This is a genomic window from Mannheimia sp. (assembly GCF_056854775.1).
In genome coordinates this window covers 1-20,095 of the sequence record NZ_JBXGGI010000098.1, presented here as the reverse complement: position 1 = coordinate 20,095, position 20,095 = coordinate 1, and the positions used below count along the sequence as shown (strand labels likewise).

The following is a 20,095-nucleotide window of genomic DNA, read 5'->3' as shown; positions in this document are numbered from 1 at the left end:
TTATTATTTCACTTTGTTTATTTTATACGCCCACGCCATAATCAAGATTCCGCCAATAATCATCGGTAAAGAGAGCAATTGCCCACGCGTGATTAAATCAGCAGCAGTATTTACGTTAGGGTCGATTTCTCGGAAGTATTCCACGATAAAGCGGAACGTGCCGTAGCCAATTAAAAATAAGCCTGCAACAGAGCCTGTCGGACGAGGTTTTTTGATGAACCAGTTGAGGATAAAGAGTAGCACCACACCTTCTAAAAAGGCTTCGTAGAGCTGTGATGGGTGGCGGGGTAGATAGCCACCACTTGGGAATAATACCGCCCAAGGTACATCGGTTACACGCCCCCAAAGTTCATCATTAATGAAATTGCCGATACGCCCCATTCCTAGTCCGAATGGTACGAGCGGTGCGATAAAATCAGCCGTTTGCCAGAAACTGCGTTTTTGGCGGTGGGAAACCCAAATCATCGCCACAATTACGCCGATTAAGCCACCGTGGAACGACATTCCCCCTTCCCAAATACGGAAAAGGTAGAGTGGATCTTGTAAAAAACGGTCGAAATTGTAGAAGAACACATCGCCAATACGTCCGCCTAATACGACGCCCCAAAAGCCGGTGTATATTAAGCTATCGACTTGTTCGGTTGTCCACACGCCGTTAGAATTTTTGGCTCTTCTCATTCCTAACCAGTAAGCAAAGGCGAAGCCGGCTAAATACATTAAGCCATACCAACGCAAGGCAATCGGACCAATTTCAAAGACGATAGGGCTGATTTGTGGAAATTGAATAAATTGTTCGTTCATAGCTTCCTTATTTTAAAAACATATTAATGGCGATAGCCACAAGCAATATTGCAAAGGCTTTTTTTAGCATCGGAACCGGTAAAGCATTGGCGGAACTAGCTCCCATTTTTGAGGTAAAAAACGAAGTAGAGGTAATGCCGATGAGTGCAGGTAAGTAAACATAACCTAAAGAGTAATCAGGCATTCCTTCTAAGCCCCAACCGCTTAGAATAAAGCTGATTGTGCCGGATAAGCCTAAAAATGCACCACAAAATGAAGATGTGCCGATAGCTCGTTTAATATCTAAGCCACGGTCGCTTAAAAATGGCACAATAAATGCACCGCCTGCGATGCCAGCCATACTGGATAATGCTCCAATCACACTGCCACCCACAAGTGTAGTTTTTAAGGTAAGGGGTTTGTTTTTAGGAGCTTTTTTCAAAGTAAAAAGCATTTTTCCGGCAAGATATAACACCATTACGGCGAAGATTTTAGACATTATTTGCGGATCGAGCCTACTTACTACCAAGCCCGATAAAAATACTGAGATCATTAATGCCGGAATAAAAGATTTGCTGGTTTGTACATCAACATTTCCCAACTTATGATGGCGTTGAGCAGACGAAAAAGCAGTAATAATAATGGTTGAGAACGACGTGCCTAATGCGGTGGACATTATATATTCAGGCGGCACGCCTGCCATTGGCAGTAAAAAAACCAAGCTCGGGACGATGATTAAACCGCCTCCAATACCGAATAATCCTGCTAAAAAGCCAACAAATACCCCTAAAAATAGACAGCTTAACAAAATAGTCATTATTATTTTCCTTTTTGGTTATGTTGATGCCAACCCCGATACGGCTTGCGATTTTCCTGTTTATAAGGTTTGGCGGAGTCCTGAAAGGATTTTCTAGTCGCGTGAGAAAATTTTTCATCACGCTCAGTACGAGATTTTTCAAGCGGTCTATCTTCAGCATTTTTTTGCATATTATTTTGCAGAACCTGTGCAAATTCTTTCATTGCTTTACGATAAACATCTCGTTTAAAAGAAACGACCTGACGAACAGGATACCAAAAGCTTACCCATCGCCAGCCGTCAAATTCCGGATTTTTCGTCGTTTTTAGATTAATTAGACTTTCATCACTAATAAGTTGTAATAAAAACCAACGCTGTTTCTGCCCAATACACACAGGACCAGATCCTTCATTGCGTACCAAACGTTTTGGAAGTTTATATTTCAGCCAATATTTAGACGCCCAAAGCAATCGCACATCTTTCTTTGTTAAGCCGACTTCTTCATAAAGCTCACGGTACATTGCTGTTTCAATGTTTTCCCCCTCGTTAATGCCGCCTTGCGGAAATTGCCAAGAGTTTTGACCAAACCGTTTTGCCCACAGAACTTGTCCGTGCTTGTTACAGATTACGATTCCAACATTTGGGCGGTAGCCATCGAAATCGATCACTCGACCACCTAATGAATAAATTTAGAATAAGAGAATTGTTTCATACTTTGCGTTGATTTGCAAAAAATCCCTTAAATCCGACCGCTTGTGAATAACTTTGTGGATAACTATTGAATTTCAAGGGTATAAACTGAGGATAACTACGCTGAACGTTGTAAAATAGAGTGGTTAATCAGATCTGAAAATACGATCTTTTTCTTAAGCAATGATCTGGATAAAGATCAAGTTGTTGATTTTTTTCTCAGCAAAATAAGTTTAAATTTTAAAATGCATAAACAGAAACATTTTTGTTTATCAAAGAAGATTGAGTTATCCCCACCATTTGTGGATAAAGATGTGATAGTTTTCAAAATTAGGCGTGAATAACTCAAATTAGCCTTTTGTTATTTTTATAAATTCTAATTAAATCAAAGAGTTAATGGTAATTTTTCTCTCTGTGAATAATCGATTATTTTGCTGGTTACTTTTTGTTCTCTCATATTTTTGTGCTGGTTGGTTTGTAACAAAAATGTGATCTATTTCTCATATTTTGTAAATAATAGTAATTCTTATTTTTATTTTAAAGTAGAATAACCGCACTTTTTTCTTAATGATTTATGAGGTTTTAAATGATCATTTCATCTGCAAACGATTACCGCCGTGCGGCAAAACGTCGTGTTCCCCCTTTTATGTTCCACTATGCGGACGGCGGTTCTTACGCCGAACAGACCTTACACCGTAATGTGAGCGATTTGGAAGACATTGCCCTGCGTCAACGAGTGTTAAAAGATATGTCGCAATTAGACACCAGCATCGAGCTGTTCGGCGAAAAGCTCTCTATGCCGGTAACACTTGCCCCTGTTGGTGCACTGGGAATGTATGCTCGCCGTGGTGAGGTGCAAGCCGCCAAAGCAGCGGATAACAAAGGTATTCCCTTTACCCTTTCCACCGTCTCAATCTGCCCGATTGAAGAGGTCGTGCCGGCAATTAAACGCCCGATGTGGTTCCAGCTCTATGTGCTAAAAGATCGGGGATTTATGAAAAATGCGTTAGAACGTGCCAAAGCCGCCGGTTGCTCCACACTGGTATTTACCGTAGATATGCCGACTCCCGGTGCACGCTATCGTGATATGCACTCTGGAATGAGCGGCCCATACAAAGATATTCGCCGAGTGTTGCAAGCAATGGTTCACCCATTCTGGGCATGGGACGTCGGTATTCAAGGTAAACCACATACGCTGGGTAATGTGTCAAAATATATGGGTAAGCCGATTGATCTGAACAACTACATCGGCTGGCTGACCGATAATTTCGACCCGTCTATTTCGTGGAAAGATTTAGAGTGGATTCGTGAATTTTGGGACGGCCCGATGGTGATCAAAGGCATTCTCGACCCCGAAGATGCCAAAGATGCCGTAAGATTTGGTGCAGACGGCATTATCGTCTCTAACCACGGTGGTCGCCAGTTAGATGGGGTACTTTCTTCCGCTAAAGCCTTACCAAGCATTGCCGATGCGGTAAAAGGGGAGATCAAAATCCTCGCCGACTCCGGTATCCGTAACGGCTTAGATGTAGTGAGAATGCTGGCACTTGGTGCTGATTGCACGATGATCGGACGTTCCTTTGTTTACGCTCTTGGTGCTGCCGGTCAAGCCGGTGTGGAAAACTTGCTCGACATCTTCCTTAAAGAAATGAAAGTGGCGATGACACTTACCAGCAATGCTAAAATCAGCGACATTACCCGAGATGCGTTGGTCGATCTCAATAAAATATAAATATAAGGGCTGATTAACAGCCCTTTATGACGAAGTATCTTTATTTTGCGGCAACCGTAAAACGTTGGAATAGGTGAGCTTTTTGCTCAACATCATCAGCGATAGCAATAGCTAAATCAGCAACTGAAATACCTGCTGGAACATCACTATTCATCAGCAATTCCTCCCCACCTAAACGGTATGAGCCTAAACGTTCTTCGCTAAAGCCACCGTCTGCACCTAAGCAGGCAGGAGGGGAGATAAATGCCCAGTTTAGATCACGGCGATCACGCAAATCGTTCAACAAATTACGGGCGGCATTAGCTCCGTCATAAATTTCTTTTGGGAAATCAGGCGTATCGATAACTTGTAAATTAGGTGCAACATATAAACTACCAGCTCCACCAACGACTAATAAATACGGTACTTCAGCAGATTTTGCCGCTTCTACAATCGCCTTCGCACCACGTGTAAAATCTACTCCGATATTTGGGTTTGTCCAGCCCGGGTTAAAGGCACTGATTACTGCATCAACGCCCTTTAACTGCTCGGCAAAATTTGCATTTTCTACGTCAAAAGCGACCGCTTGCACGTTGTCGGCTTTCGCCACTTTATCCACATTACGGGCAAACGCCACCACCTGATGACCACGCTCCGCCAGCTCTTTCACTACCGCTGAACCCACATAACCTGTTGCACCAATCACTGCGATTTTTTTCATTTTTTGCTCCTAATTTTAGAGAGGTTTTACACGAAACAAAGGGCAAATTACCACTTCATTTCGCCTTTATTTACTTTTGCACCTAAGCCAAGATTACCTTCTGCCGCTAAGCTTGGATAAGCCTGTTTCATTTTGGCAATCACTTCGCCACTGTCTTTGCTTTCGGCTAAAACTTGCTCATATTTCTGTAAGTAGGCTTTATTAAATTCAAGGGTTGTTTTATCACTCGTTTTGCCTTTGAATGAATGTCCTACCACGATGTTTTCAGGATTTAAAGCGATCATTTCATCGAGTTGAGCCAACCACGCTTGACGTGATTGCACCGTTTGCGTGTCGGCAAGCCATAGGTGCATATCATTAAATACGCCTACATTGCCGGCAATGGTTTTGAGTGATGGAATCCAAACATAAGGGCGGTGTGCCAGTTCGCCAGTTGTACCACGCAGTTCAATTTTTTCGCCATCAAGCGTCAAAACAGTCTCTTTCATTGCTTCTGGAAGCACCACATTTTTCGGGGCATTTTCGCCCATTCTTGGCGACCAAACGCTCAATTTCGTTTCTACCTTGCTTTCGATTTTTTCTAACACTGCAGGCGATGCCACCACTTTCACATTAGGGAAAATTTCTTTGAGTGTCGCCACCCCAAAATAGTAATCAGGATCGGCATTGCTGACTAAAATCGTGCTTAATGTTTTTTTGCTATCCAAAATGTTTGCCGCAATTCGCATCGCATCGGCACGAGTAAAGCCACTGTCAATTAAAATCGCTTCTTTTTCTCCCATTACCAATGTGGATTGCACAGAAAAGCTATTTTCATCAGCTGAATAGGTTTTGATTTCTAACGCATTGGCAATGCTTGCACTCATCATTAAAGTTGCCAATAGTAATTTTTTCATTTTTTGTTTCCTTGTGTAGAGATTTAATATTGTCATGGTGGGGCAAGCCCCACCCTACGGTTGATGAGATGCATTATAGTGAAATAAAAAATGGGAAAAATAGCGGTTTGTGAATATGATTGTTTCATTATTTGAAACATTAAATGGATTGCTTTATCATCAGAATTGAAAAGAGCATAAAAAAAGACTACACTTTGTCTATATGTATCTACAAATAAGGAGTGACTATGAGTGTAATGACCTGCCGTGAATTTAATCAAAAAACCAGTCTTGCCCAAAAATATGCGGAGACCGCACCGGTGATTATTACCCATCGGGGTAAGCCGACCTTTGTGTTGTTGAAGTATGAGGATTATCAACCGCAAAAAACCGCTCGAAGTGCCTTAGACGCTTTGTTAGATCTGGATCATTCCCCCGATGTGGCGGATATTGAGTTGGAGTTAAAGCCCCGTAGTCGAGCCCAACGTCCGCCGGTCGATTTTGGAGATGAGTGATGTTTTTACTCGATACTAATGTGGTCAGCGAACTGCGAAAAGTGAAAAAAGGGATGGCTAATCCAAATGTAGTAGCGTGGTTGGCAAAGCAAAATCCGAATGATTTTTACATTAATTCTATTGTGCTAATGGAACTGGAACGGGGCGTTTTGGCGATGGAGCGAAAAGATCCTACGCAAGGTGTTCATCTACGCCATTGGCAAAATCTGTTTCTCAACCAAATTTTGCATAAGCCGATTTTACCCATTGACGAAACCACCGCCCAAATCTGTGCCAAACTGCATATTCCCGATCACGCCCCTGAAAATGATGCGTGGATTGCAGCCTCCGCTATTCAACACCATTTGATTTTGGTTACCCGCAATACGGCTGATTTCGCCAAAACCGGGGCAAAATTGTTTAACCCCTTTGAGCCACAATAATGGACAGAATTCAAGCAATTAATATCTTTTTAACCATTGTCGAAACCGGTAGTTTTACTGCTACAGCAGAGCGGTTGGAACTGTCTAAACCGATGGTAAGCCGTGCAGTGGCGATGTTGGAAGAGTGGTTCAATGCTCGTTTGTTACAACGTACCACACGCAAAGTTTCGCTTACTGAAGCAGGGGAACAAGCGGTTGAATATTGCCAAAAAATTGCAAACTTAACAGAGAATATAGAGCAAGATTTCCTCGCCCGTTCGGGGGAATTAAGCGGAACATTGCGGATTTCTGCCGCAATTTCGTTTGGTGGCTCGCACCTGGTTACTGCGTTACAAGCTTTTATGCAAAAGCATCCAAAAGTGTCGGTGCAATTACAGCTTTCAGATCAGAAAGTAGATTTGTTTGATGAACGTATCGATCTCGCTCTACGCTTTACCGATAACCCGGATGCAGGTTTAGTCGCTCGAAAATTAGGCACTATTCATTCACGACTGGTTGCTACACCTACTTATCTTGCTCAATATGGTGTGCCAAATAAGCCCGAAGATTTGGTTCATCACCGCTATCTTGCTCACGCTAATGTAAACCGTAAGAGCTGGAAGTTTTATCGAGATGGACAAGAAACGATTTTAGAGCTAGTAAGTCCTTTCTGCGTTAATGATACGAATGCGTTACTTAATGCCATTATGGCAGACAGCGGAATTGCAATGCTTCCAAACTATATGCTGACAGAGCAACTCAAACAAGGGCGTTTGCAACCTTTGCTGACCGACTGGCAATTGCCGATTTATCCTCTATATGCTCTCTACCCAACTCGTCATCATTTACCGCTAACGGTACGTGCTTTGGTGGATTTTCTGGCAGAGTATTTTGCGAAGCAGAATTGGTAGGTTGCAATTAGCACTAAGCAAGCTAATATCCATAGCATAAATTTAAGCGTTTTTTTAAAATCGTTACCTTTTTCCAAAAGAAAACCGATTGAGCTTAACGCTCAATCGGTTGTTGGTATCAGCTCAATTTAAGCCTTTAAACTTGCCATATCAATTACAAAACGATATTTCACATCTGATTTCAACATACGTTCATAAGCATTGTTGATATTTTGCATATCAATCATTTCCACATCTGCTACGATGTTGTGCTCCGCACAGAAATCCAGCATTTCTTGAGTTTCTTTAATACCACCGATGACAGAAGCCGCAATTGAGCGTCTGCCCATAATCATCGGTACGGTGTTGATTGTTTGTTCTAGCTCACCGACTAAGCCGACTAGAACCAATGTGCCATCTAATGCTAGAGTTGGAATATAAGGCTTTAAATCGTGAGTGTATGGCACGGTATCAATAATCACATCAAAAGTATTAGCCACTTCTTGCATTTGAGCTTCATCGGTTGAAAGCACAACACGGCTTGCTCCTAAGCGGAACGCGTCATTAGATTTTCCTGCCGAACGAGTGAACAGAGTAACTTCCGCTCCCATTGCAGCCGCTAATTTTACCGCCATATGTCCAAGACCACCTAAGCCAATAACACCGACTTTCGAGCCTTTTTGCACATTCCAGTGGCACAGTGGTGAGTAAGTGGTAATGCCCGCACAAAGTAGTGGAGCAACCGCTTTGGTATCAAGTTTTTCAGACACTTTTAACACAAAATCTTCGCTCACTACCACGCCTGTACTGTAACCACCTTGTGTAAGTGAACCATCAAAGCGGTCATTTGAGCCATAAGTACCGATATGTCCGTGTTCACAGTATTGCTCTAAGCCGTGCTGACAAGGCGAGCAAGTACGGCACGAATCGACCATACAACCCACGCCCACTAAATCACCGATTTGGAATTTATTTGCTTTGCTCCCCACTTTGGTTACTCGACCAATAATTTCGTGTCCGGGAACGATAGGATAGGTGTGAGTAAATCCCCAGTCATTACGAGCTGTGTGTAAGTCGGAATGGCACACGCCACAATATAAAATATCAATTAACACATCATCTTCACGCAATTCACGGCGTTCAAAAGAGTGGGGCTCAAGGTCAGTTGTTGCACTAAATGCAGCATAGGATTTTACAGGGTAGGTCATAGGTTTTCTCCGTTAAACTTAAAGTGAATGTAATGTTCTTGAATGAAATTCAATATGTTCGCTGATAAATCTGAATTGCAAAATATTAAACAAAATAGACCGCTTGTTTGTTACAAGCGGTCTGATTTTTTAATTATTCTACAAATTGCACAACTTGCTCAAAGGTTTTGCGGGATTTTTGGCGGATTTCTTTATCTCGATAGCCAAAGGTGCACATCACTGAAATGCCCCACTCGTTCGGGTCGAATAAGCCTGCGTCAGCCAAAATTTGGTTTACTTCTTTATAAGCAAAACCTTCGATTGGACAAGAATCTACGCCAATCATTGCTGCCCCGGTCATCATATTACCTAGTGCGATGTAAGTTTGTTTACTTGCCCAGTCGAACAGGCTGCGTTCGTTGTCTAAAATACCAATATCTTGTTCTTGGAATTTTTTATACACCGCCATTGCTTTTTCACGAGCCTCGCCTTCTAAACCACGTCTATCCATAATTTCAGCAAAATATTGGCTATCAAAGCGAGCATTTTTCTTGGCTAAAATTACCACGATATGGCTTGAAGTTTCCATCGTTGGAATGCCCCAGCAATATGGCTTGATTGCTTGGCGAAGTTCTGGATTTTGTAACACGATAAACTGCCACGGTTCAGAACCAACCGAGCTTGGGCTTAAACGACCCAGTTCTAAAATATAGTTCATATCTTCAGCCGGGATTTTTTTACTGCCATCGTAAGAACGGGTTGAAGCACGGTAGTGGAAGGCGTTTAACACGTCATCTTTGTTTAAAAAATTCATTTTGTTTCTCCGATAAAAATTAGTTTACATAAACCCACGTTGATATTGGCGTGGTACAAATTGCATTGGACTGCCGTCAAATTGATTTTGCTGATATTGAGCGTTCAGCACCCAATTCGGATCACGCAATAATGCACGCCCAACGGCGATTAAGTCGGCATTTTCTAAGCCTAAAACGTGGTCGGCAACGGCTGGATTGTCCAACATTCCCACTGCTATCACTGGCAGATTGGTCGCTTTTTTAACTTTCTCTGCTAAGTAAACTTGATAACCTGCGTAAAATTCCGGATGATTACCGGCGTGAAGCACACCATCACCGCCACCGCTCACGTCCAACACGTCTGCACCTGCTGCCGCAAAACGTTTGGCAACTTCAACGCCATAATCACTATCAAAACCGTCTTTGCCGTACTCTTGTGCTGAAATTCGCACGATTAATGGCATCTCCGTAGGCATTACGTCTTTTGCGGCTTTGATGACTTGTTCACCGAATAGCATTGGATCTTTGCCGTATTCATCTGTGCGTTTATTTGATTTTGGCGAGTAGAATTGGTGGATTAAATAGCCGTGTGCGGCGTGAAGTTCAATTGTATCAAATCCTGCGGCTACGGCACGTTTTACTGAATTTTGGAATGCGACTACCAGCTCTTTGACTTCTTCTGTGGTTAATTCACGTGGGGTAATCAGGTTTTGCCCTGCATAATCTAACTCACCATAATGAATTGCCGAAGGGGCAACTGCATTTGGTTCGTCTTGAGCTTTACGCCCTGCGTGGGCGATTTGAATACCGATTTTTGTACCCTGAGCGTGAACGCTATCAACAAGGCGTTTAAATTCTGTTTGTTGCTCATCGTTCCATAAACCTAAGCAGTTTGGGGTGATACGACCGTTTGGTGCGATATTAGTCATCTCAACAATAATCAATCCAACACCACCAATGGCACGGCTGGTGTAATGCACAAAATGCCAATCATTCGGTACGCCGTCTGTGGCGGAATATTGGCACATTGGGGGCATTACCACGCGGTTTTTGAGTTCAAGATCTTTGATAGTAAATGGAGTGAATAATTTTCTAAATTTTGCCATTTTTTAAAGTTCCTATGAAAAAACAGGGAGCATAGTAGAGAAAATCATTTATTAAGACAAATAGATTATTTTGATATTAAGATATAATTTGACGTAATATAAAACAGTGCATTTGCAAAATATTTGCGAAAATGCACCGCTTGTTTTTCATTATTTATGTTTCCTCGTCTAAAATTTGGCGTATTGCTTTCATCATTTCTTGATCGTGTTCAATAGCGATTTTCAACATTTCGTCATTTGTAAAACGAGGTTGATTTGGATCATAATATTCCGCCATTACTTTGACATTATGTCTATCCATACCGAAGAACATATCTCCAATACGGTGGACTTTTTCTGGTGCAAAATCTAACGCTCGTAAGGCTTGCTTGCCTGTTCGTAATGCACTGTCGAATGTTTCGCGTACTTGTACATCCGCACCGGCTTGAGCCAACTCAAATACACTCACACGATCATAAGCCCGAGCGATAATTTTGATATGTGGGTTAGTATGGCGAGCGTGTTTGACAATCTTGATTGCTTTTTCCGCATCATTAATTGCTACAATTAATAATTTAGCGGTTTCAATACCGGCTTTATCTAATAAATCAGGGTGAGAACCATCACCATAGTAGCTTTTTATGCCACGGCGTTTCATACCGGCAATCAGTTTCGTGTCTTGCTCAATAATTGTTGGAGTATAGCCACAAGCTGCCAGCAAGTGATTAACAATCTGACCATATCTCCCTAATCCAATTAAGATAATTTCGCCTTGTTCATCAATATGATCGGGCGTTTGCAACTCACCAGCAATAAAACGAGGTGCTAGCCATTTTTGATGTGCAATAATAAACAGTGGTGTAAGCATCATAGAAAGCACCACTATAGCTGTCATATTTGAATTGACCTCTTCACTAATAACACCTTGCTGTGTTGCCGCTGCAAAGAGTACGAAAGCAAATTCGCCCCCTTGTGCCATAAGTATTGCTCGGTCGAGTGAATCAGCTTTATTTGAACCTGTTAAACGGGCAACTAAGTAAATGACTAAGCCTTTAGCAAACATCATCGCAAATACACACGAAATGATAACTGCCCAATTTTTCAGAATATGCGAAATATCTAGGCTCATTCCTACACCAAGGAAAAATAGCCCAAGAAGCAAGCCTTTGAATGGATCGATATCTACTTCTAATTGGTGGCGGAATGCAGAGTTAGAGAGTAATACACCGGCTAAGAAAGCACCCATTGCCATCGATAAACCGCCTGCTTCCATTAGTAGTGATGCCCCTAGCACGATAAATAATGCGGCTGCCGTCATTAATTCACGAATTTTGGTTTTGGCTAAAATCCGGAATAACGGATTAAGCAACCAAATGCCACTGACAACTAAAATGACTACAGAGCCAATCGGAAGTAGAAATTTCTGCCAAATTGGAACTGCCTCTTGTACCATATTGGGGTTAGTTGGTGCTAAGAATGCAACAAATGCGAGAAGTGGCACAATCAATAAATCTTCAAAAAGCAACACGGCAATAATGCGTCTGCCACGATCGCTTGTCATTTCTCCTCTGTCGCTTAATGTTTGCATCACAATTGCGGTGGAGGTAAGCACAAAACCTGCTGCTGCAATAAACGAAAATTGCAATGAGAAGCCATAAGCTATACCGATCAGCGTAAGTGCTCCAATCGCAACTAAAATTTGCAGGCTGCCCATACCGAAAATATATTTTCGCAAGCCCCATAAATGCTTTGGTTGCATTTCAAGTCCAACTAAAAAGAGGAACATCACGACACCCAATTCAGCAAAATGAATGATGGCTGCGGCATTATTAAACAGCCCTAAACCAAAAGGTCCAAGGGCTAAACCTGCAGCTAAATAGCCCAATACCGAACCTAACCCAATTTTCTTAAATAATGGAACAGCAATAAGTGCTGCACCTAACAAACTTACCACACTCGCAAGTTGCCCTACATTTTCCGTTGCCATAACGTCCTCATCAAATTAAGCACTTTAATTGAGATGGATTTTAGCATAATTTAAAATAGTGCTAGGGTTGGGAATAAAATATTTATTAGCCAAAATAGGGCTTGGCTTTTTATTGGATACAAGCGGTTGATTTTTCAATATAATTTGCAAATGGAGAAGTAGATGAGCGATATTAGAACCCTTGATTTAAACTTGCTAAAAGCCTTTGTCGTATTGTTAGACGAATGTAATGTGAGCCGTGCGGCAAAGCGACTTTCAGTTACGCAACCTGCGATGAGTGGGATTTTGAATCGGCTACGAGAGAGCTTTAACGATCAATTATTCGTACGAGTGCAGCACGGTATGCAGCCTACCGAACGGGCATTACAATTGGGGCAGACTGCTCGTAAAATTTTGCAAGAAATTAATACGATGTTACAACCACCAAAGCTAGAGCCAGAGAAACTGTCGATGACGCTCCGTATTGCTGCGATGGATTATGTGCAGCAAATTATCGCACTGCCGCTGATTTTACGCCTTCGCTGCCTCGCTCCAAATATACAGGTGGCGTTGCCTGTGCAAGGACAGAATATTAAGACTTTGTTTGAGCAGAATAAAATTGATTTGGCATTGGTTAGTCAGCAGCATTTAAGTGCAGATATGCCAAGAACAGTGCTGTATGAAGAGCGTTATGTTTGTGCGATGAGCCATACGCATTCTCTAGCCAATAAAAAACTGACCTTAGAGCAGTTTTGTGAGCTGCCTTTTGCAATGCTTTCTTATAACGGTGGTGAATTTAGCGGAGCAACAGATATTGCCTTACAAAAATTAGGTAAACAACGCAAAGTGATGGTTTCGGTAAATCATATTTCACTTTTACCACAACTGTTACAAGGTTCAGATTTAGTAGCTGTGCTGCCTGAACATTTAGCCAAGACCTTACCTAACGTGCATTTGCAAGCTCCACCTATCGAGGTAGAAGGCTTTACGATGATGATGGCGTGGCACGAGCGAACCGAGCAAGATATTGCCCATCGTTGGTTAAGAGATATTTTGAAAGATGTAGTGAAATAAGCATTTTTGTATTTTACGCACTAAAAAGCCGTTTATCTTTTTGAGATAAACGGCTTTCATTATGTTAAAAAATTAAAATTTTTCTACAAAATCAGCATAAGCATTAATGAAGTTTTGCATTGAGCCTTTTAACGCATCATTTGCAATTTCACCATCTTCTGCAAATACACCACCAAATAGGTTACCTACATTTAATGCAAACGGTAGGGTTGGCATATTCACGAATGCACCGGAGGTGATAGTACGAATTTGATCCGCTGCACGTACACCACCAGCAGCACTTGCTCCAACTGTAACGATACCAGCCGGTTTGCCAATCCATTTGCTTTCACCCATTGGACGAGAAACCACATCAATAGCATTTTTCAACATTGCTGAAATGCCTGCATTGTGTTCAGGGGTAACGAATAAAACGCCGTCTGCCTTTGAAACTGCTTCACGTACACGAGTGTATTGTGCCGGGCTGTTTTCGTCTAAATCACGGTCGTAAAGTGGAAGATCTGCAATTTCAACAATGTTTAATTGAATGCTTGCCGGTGCCATTTTTTGTAAGTGGCGGACCGTTAATTGACTAAATGAAGTTTTGCTACCGCTGCCGATTAATACTGCAATTTGTTTTGCCATTTTATAAATTCCTTAAAAGAGTAACTAAATTTGTGTCTATTTTAGCCCTTTCTGTTTATAGAATAAAGCCCATATAGTGAAAGTTACTCTTTACTCATAATAAATAATCTTGCAAATTTTTAGTAAATTTCGACCGCTTGTATAATAAAATCATTATAATCGTTACAGATTAGCGTAGAGGTTCTTATGTCTGTTTTAAAGAAAATAAAATTTGTTTCAACTTTAGGCGTAGTAATAATGTTATCGGCTTGTAGTTTGGTTACTTATAAACCCGTTGATACCATTAAACAAGTGAGCCTTGATAGTGGATACCGCCAAAAGAGCGTATTCAAAGAAGGGGCTAAGGACGGCAACATTATTGTTGTAATGTTTTCAGGTGGTGGCACACGGGCTGCCGCACTGGGTTATGGCGTGTTGGAGGAGTTACAAAAAGTAAAAGTGAAGGGTACGGAGAAGGGAAATACGTTATTAGATAATATTGATATAACCTTTGGTGTGTCGGGCGGTTCGGTATTAGCCACTTATTTTGCGTTGGAGGGAAAAGCAATTATCCCTAAATTTGCGAATAACTTTTTAAAATCAAATTTTCAGAAAGATATTCTCACAGAAGTGTTTTCGCTCTCTAATTTACCTCGCTTAAGCTCACCGCAATTTGGGCGGGGAGATTTATTGCAAGAACGCTTTAATTTAGCCCTTTATAAGGGCAAAAAATTTGGCGATTTAGTGAGAAACCGCAAAGGACCGTTTGCCGTAATCAGTGCAACGGATATGAATATCGGGCAGCAACTTACGTTCACCCAAGAAACCTTTGACGGGCTTTGCCTTAACCTAAATGATTTGGAAATTGCCCGAGCAGTGGCAGCTTCAAGTTCAGTGCCGTTGATTTTTGCTCCGCTTACATTGAATAACAATGGGGGAAATTGTCATTTCAGTTTACCAAAAGCCTTTACTGAACAAGAAAAAGTAGTTGATGGTTTAACCACTAAGCAGATTGAAGAAACGGAACATACACTGAGCTTTTATCAAGATAGCAAAGAACGCCCGTTTATCCATTTAGTGGATGGCGGACTAACGGATAACTTAGGTTTGGCTTCTATATTGGATATTTCAGATGTGGTTGGTATTGAAGATATGTATAAACGTGCCGGCGAGCTGGGGGTTAAGAATGTTATCGTTATTAATGTCAATGCTCAAAATGAAGTATCAAGTGAAATTGATAAATCCGCCAATGTTCCCGGCTTGAAAGATGTGGTGAATACGATTATCAATGTTCCTATTGATAGCACCACGCAAATTAACCTTCAACGCTATAGCCAATTTAGCGATAGTTGGAATAAATATGCCAACGAACAGCAAACCAAAATTGAGATGTTTTTTGTCAATTTAGGCTTAAAAGAACTGCCTGATGGTCAGTTGAAAAAAGAAGTATTAAATATTCCAACCTCTTTTTATTTGCCGGAAAAAGATATTGATAAATTGCGTGAATCGGCTCGCATTTTGTTAGAACAATCTGAGGTTTATAAAAAAGCAGTAATGGCTTTGCAATAAAGTATATTGTTATTATAAAAGGTAAGGGCGAATTGCAATTCGCCCTTATGATTACAATATAATTTTCACTTTCCAGTCAAAATTTTCTTCATTTAACCGATATTGCTCTTTCAAACTCGGACCGCAGGAATTTGAACCGATACCGCTCATTTTATAATCGACACATAAAACCGTTGAATCGCTTTCCACTAAATCATAACTGTGGGTTTTAGCCGTTAATTCTTCCTGTGTATAAGGCGAGAAATTAAAGCTAAACGGCTTTTCTGCGGTAACGGTTAAATTCGGTAATTGCAGATAATGCGTACCAAAATGACTGCCATTTTCTTGTGGTTTGAGGTAAGCTGTGTGGTTTTCTGATGCAGTGGTTTGATAACGCCCGAGCTTCGCTAAATGGTGTTTATCCATATAACTTTCTCGCTCTCCATAACCAAAATACTCCGCTTGATGATTGGCTTTATGGAGGAAGAAACGCAGCCCAAAGCGTGGTAAAAACGGCAAATGGGTTGGGCGTTTCGCTTGCACGTTTAGCTCAATTTCGCCGCTCGGCAAAATATGATAAACCACTTTCAGCGTTAAAATTCGGCTTTGAGCGGTGGCGACAATGCCACATTCTGCTACGATTTTCACACCGTTTTCATCTTGCGAAAGCGAGGTGGAATAGGCTCGGGTGTAGCATTTGTCGTAGCCCGCTTTTTGCCAAAACTCTCGGATTAAACGGTCGTTATCTGTTGGAGCTCGCCAGATGTTGAAATCAAGCGGCTGCTCAATCATCGGCACGCCATTTTTCTCGATTGCGGTGAAAATGCCTTTGAGTTTATCGAAGCGGTAGCGATATTCCCCATTTATGATCTGCCAGCCATTTGCAATATTTTCTACAAAAATCACCGCTTGTGGACGAGAGGGAAGCTCGGGTTTCACCATTTTTTCGCTGAAAACGAGTTGGTCAAAGCCCAAATGGTGATCTTTTGCTAATAAAGCTGAGCCTTCACTCAAGCGATAATCAAGGGTTAAAATCTGTAATTTTTCGCTTGAAGTAGGTAATTCCAACGGCAAACAAGCGGTCTGATTTGGCTCGCAATTTACCAAAAGTTGCCCCTTCTGCACGGTTTCGCCATTTTCACTCAAGCAATAATGCACGGTCAGATAATCGGCAAGATTGGTGAAATCTAAATAGTTTTTTAGCCAAACTTTACCTGCTTTCATCTCTGCTCGCACAGGGCGGTTCACATTTTTCACTTCAAGCAAATTGCTGTGCACAATGCGATGTTGCGAAACCAAACCATCCATACAGAAATTACCATCGTGCAGGGGTTCGCCGAAGTCGCCGCCGTAGCCGTATTTATCAGAATTTGGTAGCAGAGGAGCGTGGTCGCACCATTCCCATACAAAGCCGCCGCAAGAACAGGCATATTGTTGGAAAGTCTGCCAATAATCTTCCATATCGCCACAAGAGTTACCCATTGCGTGTGAGTATTCGCATAAAATAAACGGCTTGCGATTGTTCGGATTGGCAAAATATTCATTAAGTCGCTCGGTGCTTGGGTACATTTCGCTGTATAAATCCAAGTTGGAGAGGTCGTTTTGATATTGCGAATGTTGGTAAATTGAGCCTTCGTAATGGGTTAGACGGCTCGGATCTCGCTCTTTTACCCAACGAGCTGCCGCCTCAAAATTTTCGCCAAAGCCTGATTCATTTCCTAGCGACCAAATAATAATCGATGTACGGTTTTTATCTCGTTCCACATTGGCGATATTGCGATCTAAAATAGCATCTTTAAAATTAGGATCTCTTGCAAAATAACAGAAATTATCGACCGCTTGTTGGCGGATCTCTTCCTGTTTATTCGGGTTTGGCACATTTAAGAAAATACTGTTTTCAGGGCTTTCAATATACACCGCACTTGAGCCGTGGGATTCAATATCGCTTTCGGCAATCACATAAAAACCGAGCTGATCGCACAATTCGGTAAACCAAGGAGAATTTGGGTAATGAGCGGTGCGGATTGCGTTGATGTTATGTTCTTTCATCAAACGCAAATCAATTAAGGCTTGCTCACGGCTGATGGCATAACCTGTTACTGGGTCGGAATCGTGGCGGTTCACGCCTTTGAATTTTATCGGCTTGTTGTTAAATAACAGCACGCCATTTTTTACTTGAATTTGGCGGAAGCCGATTTTCTGCTCGATGATTTCGGTTTGATAGCTCAATTGCAATGTATAGAGTTTTGGCTCTTCCGCATTCCATAACGTTAAATTGCAAATTTCTGCAGAAAAATCACCGCTTGTTTGCTCACAAACAAGGTTGCCTTGCGGATCAAAAAGTTGAAAATGCACTTCCTCAGGCTGATTGGTAAATTGGGTTTCTACGCTTAAATGAGCTTGGGTTAAATCTTCGCTAAGCTGATACTGAATAAAGAAATCTTGCAGGTAATTTTGCTCACGTTCCAAAATGTATACATCACGGAAAATTCCCGACATTCGGAATTTGTCTTGATCTTCCAAATAACTGCCATCACACCATTTCAGCACCACAACCACAAGGCTATTTTTACCGTGTTTCAGATGCTTCGTAATCTCAAATTCATTAGTGCTATGGCTGATTTGCCCATAGCCGACAAATTCGTCGTTCACATAGACAAACAAGCAGGAGTCCACGCCCTCAAAATTGAGCAAATAACGTTTGTTTGGTTTTAGTTCAAAGTCGATTTCACGCTGATAAACGCCACACGGATTATTGTGCGGTACATAAGGCGGCTCGAACGGAATCGGGTAGTTGATGTTAGTGTATTGATGAGTATCAAAGCCCTGTGTTTGCCAGTTAGACGGCACAAGGATTTTGTGAGCAAAGGTAGTGTTTAGGAAATTATCGGGTAGATTGTGAAGGCTTTCATAGAAATTAAAATGCCACTCACCATTGAGTAACGTAAATTGATTCGATTTTTCTCGCTCTAATTGATTAGGCGTTTGACCTTTTTGAAACGGAATAAAATAGGCGTGGTGTGGAATGCGATTAATGTGTAGCACGTTTGGATCTTGGTAATAATTCGGTAATGACATAAAAGCCTCAACGTCAAAAAATACTGAAACTATAATAACATTAATTCAGTTATAAAATACGACAATAGGTAATGTGTGGAATTGTGAGAGGGATCACAAAAAATCGATAAGATTATAGTTAGATGTTTGTTTTTGATACTCTGCCAAATCTCCCCCTCCCCTCTTTGCTAAAGAGGGGTGATCCATTTGTGATAATCTTAAATTAATCTGGTTATTTAAGATTGTAATGAAGAAAGATGAGTTTTAAATTTTGTGTGATTTACCCCCCTCTTTAGTAAAGAGGGGAGGGGGAGATTTATTCGCTTCGCTCACACTGCGTGCCGTTGCTTACGCAACGTTCAAACGTAAGCGTTTGTGGCAGAGTAAATTAACGAAGAGAATTAATAAAGAGAAAGCCTCGTTAGAAATATTAAAATCATCCCTAGCCTTTTTCTTTTTCGGTTGATTCCGTTATAATCGCTTAGTTTTTATTTAAACCTCATTTAAGGAATTGAAGAATGCTATACCCAAGTGAAGAATTTTTATACGCTCCTGTACAATGGACTGATCATAGCGAAGGTTACACCGATATTCGTTACCATAAATCTAAAGACGGTATCGCAAAAATTACGATCAATCGCCCTGAAGTGCGTAATGCGTTTCGCCCTCACACTGTAAAAGAGATGATCGAAGCATTTTCTGATGCTCGTTTTGATGAGAAGATCGGCGTGATCGTATTAACCGGTGAAGGGGAATATGCCTTCTGTGCGGGTGGCGACCAAAAAGTGCGTGGCGACTACGGCGGTTATAAAGATGAAAGCGGTGTGCATCACTTAAACGTATTAGATTTCCAACGTGATATTCGTACTTGTCCTAAACCGGTAGTGGCAATGGTGGCTGGCTATGCTATCGGCGGTGGACACGTTCTACATATGTTATGTGATTTAACTATTGCAGCAGATAATGCAAAATTCGGTCAAACAGGTCCTAAAGTAGGCTCATTTGATGGTGGCTGGGGTGCAAGTTATATGGCTCGCCTTGTTGGTCAGAAAAAAGCCCGTGAAATTTGGTTCTTATGCCGTCAATACAACGCTCAAGAAGCATTAGATATGGGCTTGGTAAACACTGTTGTGCCTTACGCAGATTTGGAAAAAGAAACTGTGCGTTGGTGCCGTGAAATGTTACAAAACAGTCCGATTGCTTTACGTTGCTTGAAAGCGGCGTTAAATGCAGATTGTGATGGTCAAGCCGGTCTTCAAGAGTTGGCAGGCAACGCAACGATGTTGTTCTATATGACAGAAGAAGGTCAAGAAGGGCGTAATGCGTTTAATGAAAAACGTGAGCCGGACTTCAGCAAATTCCGCCGTAATCCGTAATTTATGCTAATACAAGCGGTTGTTTT

At 41.5% G+C, this 20,095-nt stretch carries 18 protein-coding genes; 7 read left to right on the top strand and 11 right to left on the bottom strand.

The features are described from left to right. Positions 1–3 precede the first annotated feature (3 nt). Genes lgt through rppH form a run of 3 tightly spaced genes read right to left on the bottom strand, consistent with a single transcriptional unit; the run spans position 4 to position 2,244 of the window. Complete coding sequence (lgt, locus tag ACJHV0_RS06725; protein ID WP_334248399.1) at positions 4–801, bottom strand: prolipoprotein diacylglyceryl transferase; 798 nt, start codon at positions 799–801, stop codon at positions 4–6. 7 nt (positions 802–808) lie between these two features. Continuing rightward, positions 809–1,597 carry a sulfite exporter TauE/SafE family protein gene (locus tag ACJHV0_RS06720; RefSeq protein WP_483133731.1) on the bottom strand — a complete coding sequence of 263 codons (789 nt, stop codon included), beginning with the start codon at positions 1,595–1,597 and terminating at the stop codon, positions 809–811. Between the two features lie 2 nt (positions 1,598–1,599). After that, the gene (gene rppH, locus ACJHV0_RS06715) at positions 1,600–2,244 is read right to left on the bottom strand and encodes an RNA pyrophosphohydrolase (RefSeq protein ID WP_025235176.1); all 645 of its coding nucleotides are present in this window, start codon (positions 2,242–2,244) and stop codon (positions 1,600–1,602) included. Positions 2,245–2,852: 608 nt separating this feature from the next. Here rppH and lldD point away from each other — a divergent pair. Next, positions 2,853–3,998 carry an FMN-dependent L-lactate dehydrogenase LldD gene (lldD, locus tag ACJHV0_RS06710; RefSeq protein WP_334232204.1) on the top strand — a complete coding sequence of 382 codons (1,146 nt, stop codon included), beginning with the start codon at positions 2,853–2,855 and terminating at the stop codon, positions 3,996–3,998. A 40-nt stretch (positions 3,999–4,038) separates the two neighbouring features. Here lldD and ACJHV0_RS06705 read toward each other — a convergent pair whose 3' ends face one another. Both ACJHV0_RS06705 and ACJHV0_RS06700 read right to left on the bottom strand, forming a co-directional pair. Further along, on the bottom strand, positions 4,039–4,698 hold the full coding sequence (locus tag ACJHV0_RS06705) for an NAD(P)-dependent oxidoreductase (RefSeq protein WP_483133730.1): 660 nt from the start codon (positions 4,696–4,698) through the stop codon (positions 4,039–4,041). Between the two features lie 47 nt (positions 4,699–4,745). Then, on the bottom strand, positions 4,746–5,594 hold the full coding sequence (locus ACJHV0_RS06700) for an MBL fold metallo-hydrolase (RefSeq protein WP_483133729.1): 849 nt from the start codon (positions 5,592–5,594) through the stop codon (positions 4,746–4,748). A gap of 227 nt (positions 5,595–5,821) precedes the next feature. Here ACJHV0_RS06700 and ACJHV0_RS06695 point away from each other — a divergent pair, with 227 nt between their 5' ends. From ACJHV0_RS06695 to ACJHV0_RS06685, 3 genes are read left to right on the top strand one after another with little or no spacing between them, the layout of a single operon-like run. Beyond that, positions 5,822–6,088 (top strand): type II toxin-antitoxin system prevent-host-death family antitoxin, encoded by a 267-nt coding sequence (locus ACJHV0_RS06695; protein ID WP_334233625.1) that lies wholly within the window; start codon positions 5,822–5,824, stop codon positions 6,086–6,088. Continuing rightward, complete coding sequence (locus ACJHV0_RS06690; RefSeq protein WP_025235180.1) at positions 6,088–6,510, top strand: type II toxin-antitoxin system VapC family toxin; 423 nt, start codon at positions 6,088–6,090, stop codon at positions 6,508–6,510. Before ACJHV0_RS06695 ends, ACJHV0_RS06690 begins: the two co-directional genes overlap by 1 nt. Beyond that, entirely contained in the window at positions 6,510–7,400 is an 891-nt protein-coding gene (locus tag ACJHV0_RS06685) for a LysR family transcriptional regulator (protein ID WP_483133728.1), read from the top strand. The genes ACJHV0_RS06690 and ACJHV0_RS06685 overlap by 1 nt, the downstream gene beginning before the upstream one ends. 128 nt (positions 7,401–7,528) lie before the next feature. Here ACJHV0_RS06685 and ACJHV0_RS06680 read toward each other — a convergent pair whose 3' ends face one another. From ACJHV0_RS06680 to ACJHV0_RS06665, 4 genes are all read right to left on the bottom strand, one after another. Next, on the bottom strand, positions 7,529–8,587 hold the full coding sequence (locus ACJHV0_RS06680; protein ID WP_483133727.1) for an NAD(P)-dependent alcohol dehydrogenase: 1,059 nt from the start codon (positions 8,585–8,587) through the stop codon (positions 7,529–7,531). A gap of 133 nt (positions 8,588–8,720) precedes the next feature. Next, complete coding sequence (locus ACJHV0_RS06675; RefSeq protein WP_025235183.1) at positions 8,721–9,380, bottom strand: NAD(P)H-dependent oxidoreductase; 660 nt, start codon at positions 9,378–9,380, stop codon at positions 8,721–8,723. A 24-nt stretch (positions 9,381–9,404) separates the two neighbouring features. Further along, complete coding sequence (locus ACJHV0_RS06670; RefSeq protein ID WP_483133726.1) at positions 9,405–10,466, bottom strand: NADH:flavin oxidoreductase/NADH oxidase; 1,062 nt, start codon at positions 10,464–10,466, stop codon at positions 9,405–9,407. Positions 10,467–10,620: 154 nt separating this feature from the next. Then, a complete protein-coding gene (locus ACJHV0_RS06665; RefSeq protein ID WP_334232187.1) occupies positions 10,621–12,432 on the bottom strand; it encodes a monovalent cation:proton antiporter-2 (CPA2) family protein in 1,812 nt (603 codons plus the stop codon). Between the two features lie 162 nt (positions 12,433–12,594). Between ACJHV0_RS06665 and ACJHV0_RS06660 the strand changes: the two genes are divergently transcribed. Next, entirely contained in the window at positions 12,595–13,485 is an 891-nt protein-coding gene (locus tag ACJHV0_RS06660; protein WP_483133725.1) for a LysR family transcriptional regulator, read from the top strand. A gap of 72 nt (positions 13,486–13,557) precedes the next feature. On the opposite strand, the gene ACJHV0_RS06655 is transcribed toward ACJHV0_RS06660, so the two are convergent. Beyond that, positions 13,558–14,109 (bottom strand): NADPH-dependent FMN reductase, encoded by a 552-nt coding sequence (locus ACJHV0_RS06655; RefSeq protein WP_025235189.1) that lies wholly within the window; start codon positions 14,107–14,109, stop codon positions 13,558–13,560. 186 nt (positions 14,110–14,295) lie between these two features. Between ACJHV0_RS06655 and ACJHV0_RS06650 the strand changes: the two genes are divergently transcribed. Next, positions 14,296–15,657: a patatin-like phospholipase family protein gene (locus ACJHV0_RS06650; protein WP_483133724.1), complete on the top strand. Its 1,362-nt coding sequence runs from the start codon at positions 14,296–14,298 to the stop codon at positions 15,655–15,657. Positions 15,658–15,708: 51 nt separating this feature from the next. Here the strand turns inward: ACJHV0_RS06650 and ACJHV0_RS06645 are convergent, their stop codons facing one another. Continuing rightward, the gene (locus tag ACJHV0_RS06645; RefSeq protein WP_483133723.1) at positions 15,709–18,714 is read right to left on the bottom strand and encodes a glycoside hydrolase family 2 TIM barrel-domain containing protein; all 3,006 of its coding nucleotides are present in this window, start codon (positions 18,712–18,714) and stop codon (positions 15,709–15,711) included. A gap of 497 nt (positions 18,715–19,211) precedes the next feature. Here ACJHV0_RS06645 and menB point away from each other — a divergent pair, with 497 nt between their 5' ends. Next, positions 19,212–20,069 carry a 1,4-dihydroxy-2-naphthoyl-CoA synthase gene (gene menB / locus ACJHV0_RS06640; protein WP_025235192.1) on the top strand — a complete coding sequence of 286 codons (858 nt, stop codon included), beginning with the start codon at positions 19,212–19,214 and terminating at the stop codon, positions 20,067–20,069. Positions 20,070–20,095: the final 26 nt, after the last annotated feature.